1 protein-coding gene is annotated in these 735 nt (G+C 41.6%); it reads right to left on the minus strand.

Features of this window, described 5'->3' with window-relative positions; translation table 11 throughout:
- A partial coding sequence (locus tag AC1DND_RS28880) for an alpha-L-fucosidase (protein WP_477586407.1) occupies positions 1 to 735 on the minus strand: 735 nt, incomplete at both ends.

Raw genomic sequence — 735 nt, forward strand, 5'->3', positions numbered from 1 at the left:
TTTCAGAGTTGTCATGTRAAAACTGCGCGTATTTCGCCTTCTCTTTATATCCATCCAGCGTAATGTAGCCCGTATTTGGATATTCGAACAAATGCAAATACAGTTTTTTGGTGTCGCTATTGTAAGTGAGTTTTACTCCTTCGGGCGCTTTAAATTCGGTTGGGGCGAAAGTACAATGATAAATAGATTTCGAATTGGCGTGCATCCAAAGGCTTAGGCTATCTAAAGCAACGTTTGCTCTGCTATCAAACTCACCACGCGCAGTGGGCCCAACATTTAATAATAAATTTCCTCCATTGGCTACTGAAGTAATCAAAAGATCTAATAACTTCCTGTTGCTTTTCCAGGTGTTTTCGTCACGGTGGTAGCCCCACGAGCCTGAAAAGGTTTGGCAGGTTTCCCAAACTTTGCCGCGGTATTTTTCTAATTCCTTCGGACTAACCTGTTCAGGTGTTTCGAAATCTGTACCATCTTCATAATCATTAAGATCCAGGCGGTTATCTACAATAATTTGTGGCTGCAGTTTTCTAATCTGCTTAAGTAATGCTACCGAACCCCAATCATCACGACCCTTACCATGTTTGCCCGGATAAGAGAAATCTGCCCAAAGAATGTCGATTTTGCCATATTTAGTAAGTAACTCGGTTACCTGATCGTATAGGTACTTACGGTATTTGGCTATATCCCTGTTTTTGTTCAATACCGCATACTGATCTTCATGGTCCTTATCAGGCC

The sequence above is a fragment of the Pedobacter sp. 01N416 genome (assembly GCF_056399685.1).